Origin of the sequence: Secundilactobacillus paracollinoides DSM 15502 = JCM 11969 (genome assembly GCF_001311135.1) — a bacterium.
GTDB classification, from domain to species: Bacteria; Bacillota; Bacilli; order Lactobacillales; family Lactobacillaceae; genus Secundilactobacillus; species Secundilactobacillus paracollinoides.
Genome location: NZ_BBAG01000100.1, coordinates 1 through 5,549, shown reverse-complemented (window position 1 = coordinate 5,549; position 5,549 = coordinate 1). Strand labels below are relative to the sequence as shown.

General features: G+C 39.2%; 8 protein-coding genes and 2 pseudogenes. 3 read left to right on the top strand and 7 right to left on the bottom strand.

Annotation, left to right across the window (positions count from 1 at the left end):
* Nucleotides 1–36: 36 nt before the first annotated feature.
* The 7 genes and pseudogenes from JCM11969_RS15790 to JCM11969_RS15760 form a co-directional block, all read right to left on the bottom strand.
* Nucleotides 37–228, bottom strand: coding sequence for a hypothetical protein (locus JCM11969_RS15790; RefSeq protein ID WP_054712741.1), 192 nt, complete (start codon nucleotides 226–228; stop codon nucleotides 37–39).
* Nucleotides 209–397 carry a hypothetical protein gene (locus tag JCM11969_RS15785; RefSeq protein ID WP_054712738.1) on the bottom strand — a complete coding sequence of 63 codons (189 nt, stop codon included), beginning with the start codon at nucleotides 395–397 and terminating at the stop codon, nucleotides 209–211. The genes JCM11969_RS15790 and JCM11969_RS15785 overlap by 20 nt, the downstream gene beginning before the upstream one ends.
* Before the next feature lie 58 nt (nucleotides 398–455).
* Nucleotides 456–779 carry a hypothetical protein gene (locus JCM11969_RS15780; RefSeq protein WP_156319408.1) on the bottom strand — a complete coding sequence of 108 codons (324 nt, stop codon included), beginning with the start codon at nucleotides 777–779 and terminating at the stop codon, nucleotides 456–458.
* Nucleotides 776–973 carry a hypothetical protein gene (locus JCM11969_RS15775; RefSeq protein ID WP_054712732.1) on the bottom strand — a complete coding sequence of 66 codons (198 nt, stop codon included), beginning with the start codon at nucleotides 971–973 and terminating at the stop codon, nucleotides 776–778. The genes JCM11969_RS15780 and JCM11969_RS15775 overlap by 4 nt, the downstream gene beginning before the upstream one ends.
* Complete coding sequence (locus tag JCM11969_RS15770) at nucleotides 970–1,350, bottom strand: hypothetical protein (protein ID WP_054712729.1); 381 nt, start codon at nucleotides 1,348–1,350, stop codon at nucleotides 970–972. The genes JCM11969_RS15775 and JCM11969_RS15770 overlap by 4 nt, the downstream gene beginning before the upstream one ends.
* The gene (locus JCM11969_RS15765) at nucleotides 1,343–1,663 is read right to left on the bottom strand and encodes a VRR-NUC domain-containing protein (protein WP_054712744.1); all 321 of its coding nucleotides are present in this window, start codon (nucleotides 1,661–1,663) and stop codon (nucleotides 1,343–1,345) included. The genes JCM11969_RS15770 and JCM11969_RS15765 overlap by 8 nt, the downstream gene beginning before the upstream one ends.
* A gap of 272 nt (nucleotides 1,664–1,935) precedes the next feature.
* A pseudogene (locus tag JCM11969_RS15760) lies at nucleotides 1,936–4,011 on the bottom strand (phage/plasmid primase, P4 family); the annotation flags it as partial.
* Here JCM11969_RS15760 and JCM11969_RS20590 point away from each other — a divergent pair.
* The 3 genes and pseudogenes from JCM11969_RS20590 to JCM11969_RS15750 form a co-directional block, all read left to right on the top strand.
* Nucleotides 3,999–4,214, top strand: a pseudogene (locus JCM11969_RS20590) (VirD4-like conjugal transfer protein, CD1115 family); the annotation flags it as partial. The pseudogenes JCM11969_RS15760 and JCM11969_RS20590 overlap by 13 nt on opposite strands.
* A 14-nt stretch (nucleotides 4,215–4,228) precedes the next feature.
* Entirely contained in the window at nucleotides 4,229–4,618 is a 390-nt protein-coding gene (locus JCM11969_RS15755) for a hypothetical protein (protein ID WP_002825299.1), read from the top strand.
* A gap of 18 nt (nucleotides 4,619–4,636) precedes the next feature.
* Entirely contained in the window at nucleotides 4,637–5,476 is an 840-nt protein-coding gene (locus JCM11969_RS15750) for a conjugal transfer protein TrbL family protein (protein ID WP_054712726.1), read from the top strand.
* The last annotated feature ends 73 nt before the right edge of the window (nucleotides 5,477–5,549 follow it).

Here is a 5,549-nt window from a genome sequence, read left to right as displayed (position 1 = left end):
GCCTCCTAAAATGGCCGTGTAAGCTCGTTAAGAATTTTATCCCATCGTCAGCTCATGGATAACCTGGTTTCGTTCCTTCGATGACAATTTGTTAATCGCGTTGCGCTGGCTGCCGTTCAGCTTGGTAAAGTGATTGCCGCACCACACTAGCGCCTGTGCCACATCGCCACCATAGTTTTCCATGCCTTGCATCACGTAATTGCGATACTCAATCTGTTCGTGTGTCATGCTGCGCCTCCTCATAGAGCACTGTCAGCGTATGAGAATATTCATCATGTGAAAGAATTGTATCGCCAGTTGAAATCTGCACAACCTTTTTGTCTTCTATGAATTTATTGACAGTGCTATCGAAATAATGATCTTCGAAGCCACCAGTCCAAAATGTTTTAATCTTCATTTGTCTACCTCCACAATAGTCATTGCTGGTGTCGTCCACACTCTAAATTTTGGTACCATCATTTCCCCTCCAATAGATAATTAATACTATTTAATTTATCTAAAATATTGTCAGTTTCTTCTTTTTCATATTTCTCAACGAGTTCTTTACGAATGTCTTGCCAGTTGGTATGTTTGCTTAAACTCTCTTGGTTATCAAATATTCCGATCCCAAAACGATCTGTTCTAAAATACATTTTTTCTTTACTACTTGGTTTTAGAGCAAGCTTGTTTACCAACTCTCTTTCGTTCCCAAAAAACGACCTGATCGTTTCAAAATATTTATCGGCCCGTTCTTCTGCCTTATCATGAATGCGTTTTTCTAAAACTGATTTATCCATCATTCACCCTCCACATCTGTAACCTTGACCACACCGTTCAGAATTTTGGCTACTTTGCGGCCAATAAATTTGCCATCCTGTTGACCAAAGCATGCTGCCTCATTGGCATCTTTACTAAAGCTAAAGCACTCTGAACTAAAGTTACTAAGGTAATACACGTTGCTATCTCGTAAATTCGTAATACTAATTGTTTTCATTTATGGTTTTCGCTCCCATTTCTGTGTGCTGCCAGTCCCTTTTGATGTAGACGCCGTTGTTCCGCATTACTAATCCGCTTATGCTTGATGGTGCTAAGCCCCATCACTGATAACCGCCTAGTTACCCAAGTATGATCATGTCCCATGAGACGACCGATCTTTTGCGAATTGTGAATGCCATGATCCCAATAGTATTGAATCTCAACCACATCATCATGACTAATAGTGGCACTAGTTTTCGGATAACTAACTTGTGGATCGTCTTCGTTACCAATCGCGGACTTTCTTAACTTGTGCAATAACGGATTGTCTTCTGGCACTAGCTTAATATTGCCATATTGTTTTTCTAGCTTATTTAAAGCATCATAATCAAGCATTATTATCACCTACAATTTTCAACGCATCTTCAACTGATCGTGCAACACCATATAGAACTGGGTATTGGCTAATAAACTTTTCAAACTGTTGCTGGTCTTTACGCAACCGTCCACGAGCGTTCTTGCACTCAATCAATATCATCTTTCCATCCGAATGACGGAATCCAGTAATATCAGGCCACCCCTTAGGAAACAAGGCAATTGTTCGACCATCTTTAGTTTTAATTTTTCCAGCATTACTTCGACATACGGTTGTGCCACTTTTTGATAACTCTAGTAAAATTTCATTTTGAATCTCATGTTCTGATTTAATGGTCACACCTCCAGTGTGACGGATAAGGTGACGGATAAAAAATCGCTGTATGCGTTGGCGCAGTAAGCGTTCATCCGATTTTTTTGTCATGTGACGGATAAATCGAAATGAACTCTTTCTCTTATATATATTTTTTTACTTTTTATATACTACTTTTATACATTTATCCGTCACATAAGAATAAAGTAGCAATAATAGTAGTAGTACCAAGGGATTGAGCGATTTTTTTATCCGTCACACATCCGTCACATTTTGAGTTTATCCGTCACATTTTACTTGATCCAATTAAGCCTTGAGTCTTGACTAATTTTCAGTCCCAAATAAAATCTTCCATTTCTTGTCTTTTCCATCTCAAATTTCTGTCGCATTTCCCGGCCAAATTTTTGTTTGCTCATTGAGTAATCTGAATTTTCATTAGCCCATGATTGGTATTTCTTAAAAAGTTCACCAGCAGACGCTCGGTAACTATCACTCACTTCGCAACAATCATCCACAAACAAACTAATGACATCCATTTCTTCACGATATTGCCGACTAGCATTAGTCACACTAGCTGGTGGGTTCAATCCCTCCCTCTGCCACATTAATGCGCCTTCTACAATCCAGTTTAAAATTCCAATTGACTCACGCTGCAGCTTATACTTTAAGTCCTTATCAACTTTATCTGTCGGTATTTGAACCTTGAATGGAATCAGCATTAATCGCCGCCATATACCATCATCTGTGCCTCGTATGATTGGCTTGTGGTTAGTTGCTAGCCATAGCTTAAACTGTGGCTTAAACTCTAATTCCTTACCATACAAATACCTTGCTGTTACTTTGTCTCCACCAGTTAACTGCTTAACTAGACCTTCATCCAATCTCACACCCTCATTAGGTTCACTCGAAGTAACTAATCGGGCACTTTCCAAACGAGCAATATCCGAATTGGCACCGGAGCTATTTTGACGAACCATGATAGAATCAGCCTGCATTGATTTAGCATAAGTTCCCAAAATATCCGAAATGATATCTATAAATATGGATTTTCCGTTACGTCCGTTTCCATAAAGAATGAACATAACTTGTTCTTTGATAATACCGGTGGCTGAATATCCAACAGCTTTTTGAATGTAATGAATTAGTTCTTGGTCATTATCGAAAATCTGATCTAAAAACTCACTCCACTCTGGGCAGTCAATATTGTCGGTATAATCAACGTCAGCCTGCTGGCTAAACATTTTTTTAATGTCGTGTTCATATAAGATCCCTGATGAAAGGTCAACATAGCCATTTGATGTATTCAGCAGTGTTTTGTCTTGATCAAATTCGCCATGTAAAACTGGCACTCGATGTTGAACTTCATTTAGAATAGCTTTTTTCGAACTGTTGCTTCTTGTTTTCTTTAAAAATTTATCCCAAGCTTCTTTGGCTTTTTCAGGGTCTACATCAGCAGACACATGAAGTTTTTCGTTGCGCATGTTATCAACTGTCATATCGATGTATTGTGCTACTTTACCTTCGTTATCTGTCTCCCAATAACCACCGTTATAGCAATACCAACACTTGTCAATGTATGAGTATTTAACAAGTTTTCCAAACGTATCCATAAACCGATCTGCATTACCTGTATCATCCCAACTTCTTGGGGGTGTTTCTGTTTGCTTATCTTCATCCTTGGCGAAGTTAAATTGATATTTACGTAATGGCATACGTTTTGGGTCAAACGTCTCATGAGCTTCATTGATAGCCTTATTTAGCAAGGCCACACCATAAGTTGTTTTACCGTGTTTTTCATCATACTTCGGCCTAAACAGGTTTGAAGTTCTGAATATTTGATCCATCTTGTTAAAATCGCGACCAGTCCAGAAGGCTAAGTCATTGGCAAACGCTAAATCTGCTTCTGACTGTGAAGGATAAAACCCTTCCCATCCACCGTTCATAAATACCTTGAATCGGTCACCGGTACGAGACATTTCTGCACGTTTAATGACTTCATCAACGTCTAAATCATTAGGCTTTATTGGATTGTGATTATTAATTGTAACCACATTGTCTTCACTAAAATACTTGTGATACATCAGCTTCATGACCTCTGTGGTAACAACGTTTACTTCATTTTGGTACCGGCCAATAGTGTTGCCAGTTAATGCAAAGAACCGGCCAGAATCATACATTTCTACATTGCCCTTACGCCTGCGGGTGCCAGGGATTTTCCCTTTGAAAATCGAATGAATACCTGAGCCTGAAATGCTGACTTCCGTATATGACTTTGTCATAGTGATAGCCTGTAAAACCGTGTTTTCCTGATAGTCACCAGACCGGAATCTGTCTAGTTCATCGCCAATATGATCAATGTCAAGGCCAACCAGAAGCCAGCCAGGAAACCAACTTTCATCAAAGAGCAGCGAAATGGAAAGCAAAATTAAAGGAGACTGCTCAAAAAAAAGCCGCAAACAAGATGTCTCAAACAGAGGAGGAACAACAACAGGACAGCCTAGACAGCGACTTAGAGAGAGTTTCAAATAAAGATAGTCAAACAGAGGAGCCAGACGACAACTTACTTGGATAATGGAGGACATATTAATGAAAAAATATCGGAAATATATAATCGCCGTGATGACGGTGTTACTGATTGTTGTTGGTCTTACCGCTTGTGGGAAGTCTACAGCACAAGATTTGCAAAGCCATCAGTGGACATTTGCTTCTAGCAAAGATAATGGTATGGCCGCTACTGCAAAGTTTTCAAAAAGCAACTTAACACTTACCCAAGCGGGCTTTAGCGAAGTTTATACTTACAAGTTGATTGAAAACAAGGGCAATGAACAAATTAAGTTCATTGGTAAAAATAGTGTTTCAGGTAGCACAGAAACACGTTTGTTTAAGATTAAAAAGCAGTCAGACAAATATAAACTAACACCAATTAACACACTGGCTAAAAGTGATACTGGTACGGTCTCACTCATTCCCAAATAGAAAAAGGAGGATTTTAAAATGACAGAAATTATTCAATCAGCTATTTCACACTTTTTCGAATGGCTACTGTCTGGTTTGTTAGATGGTTTATTCAACATCTGTAAGGCAATCATTGACCAAGCCAATCCAAGCTTGCCAATTGTAAAAACGTGGTATGCCATCTTCCTGTCCTTTGCGACATCGTTAGTCGTTGTGGTTGTCCTTGGGCGTATTGTGATGACAATTATAAAAGAGGCGGACGAAAGTACCGATGTGACTTGGGCTAATATCATCATGGACGGGATTAAATCAGCGGCCGTGATTCCGTTTTTCGTGTTCTTACAGGGCTTTATTCAAGGTTCAATTACCTTGCCCCTGCTAAAGTATATGTTTAATTCTGATCAGAAGTTTACTGCTAAATCAATTACCGGCATGAATAAAGTACCTGGGCTAAAAGATGTTGGCATTTCGCTACCCTTACAGATTTTGTTTCTGCTAATCTTCACTGTCGTAACCGTCGTGTTCTTTATCAAAATGTGTGTGTTTGTGGCTGATATGGCTTGGTATAACCTGACAATTCCTTTAGCTGCAATGAGCATGGCGACTGAAAGCTTTGATTATAGTGGTACGTGGTGGAAGAAGTACATTTATTACAATGCTTCCATTATTAGCCAGGTGCTTTGTATGTCATTATCAGTATGGTGTTTCACTAATATGGCTAAATACGGGTTTATCGCTTTTATTGCTTCAATCGGATTCGGCTTTCTGGTGGTCAAAACACCTGACGCCGTTAAAGATTTTTGGGCTTCAACCGGTGTGACTAAGAGTGCTGGTATGGGGGCTATGAGAATATTTCAAAATTATTTCCGTAGCCATTAGGGGGGAGAAATAAGTTATGAAGAAAATCGCACAATGGTTATTGGAAAAAGCCAAAAAAGGTATGCGAACCGAC

Coding starts and splice junctions, on each gene's coding strand:
- JCM11969_RS15790 (WP_054712741.1), bottom strand. CDS start 228: ATGACACACGAACAGATTGAGTATCGCAATTACGTGATGCAAGGCATG.
- JCM11969_RS15785 (WP_054712738.1), bottom strand. CDS start 397: ATGAAGATTAAAACATTTTGGACTGGTGGCTTCGAAGATCATTATTTC.
- JCM11969_RS15780 (WP_156319408.1), bottom strand. CDS start 779: ATGATGGATAAATCAGTTTTAGAAAAACGCATTCATGATAAGGCAGAA.
- JCM11969_RS15775 (WP_054712732.1), bottom strand. CDS start 973: ATGAAAACAATTAGTATTACGAATTTACGAGATAGCAACGTGTATTAC.
- JCM11969_RS15770 (WP_054712729.1), bottom strand. CDS start 1,350: ATGCTTGATTATGATGCTTTAAATAAGCTAGAAAAACAATATGGCAAT.
- JCM11969_RS15755 (WP_002825299.1), top strand. CDS start 4,229: ATGAAAAAATATCGGAAATATATAATCGCCGTGATGACGGTGTTACTG.
- JCM11969_RS15750 (WP_054712726.1), top strand. CDS start 4,637: ATGACAGAAATTATTCAATCAGCTATTTCACACTTTTTCGAATGGCTA.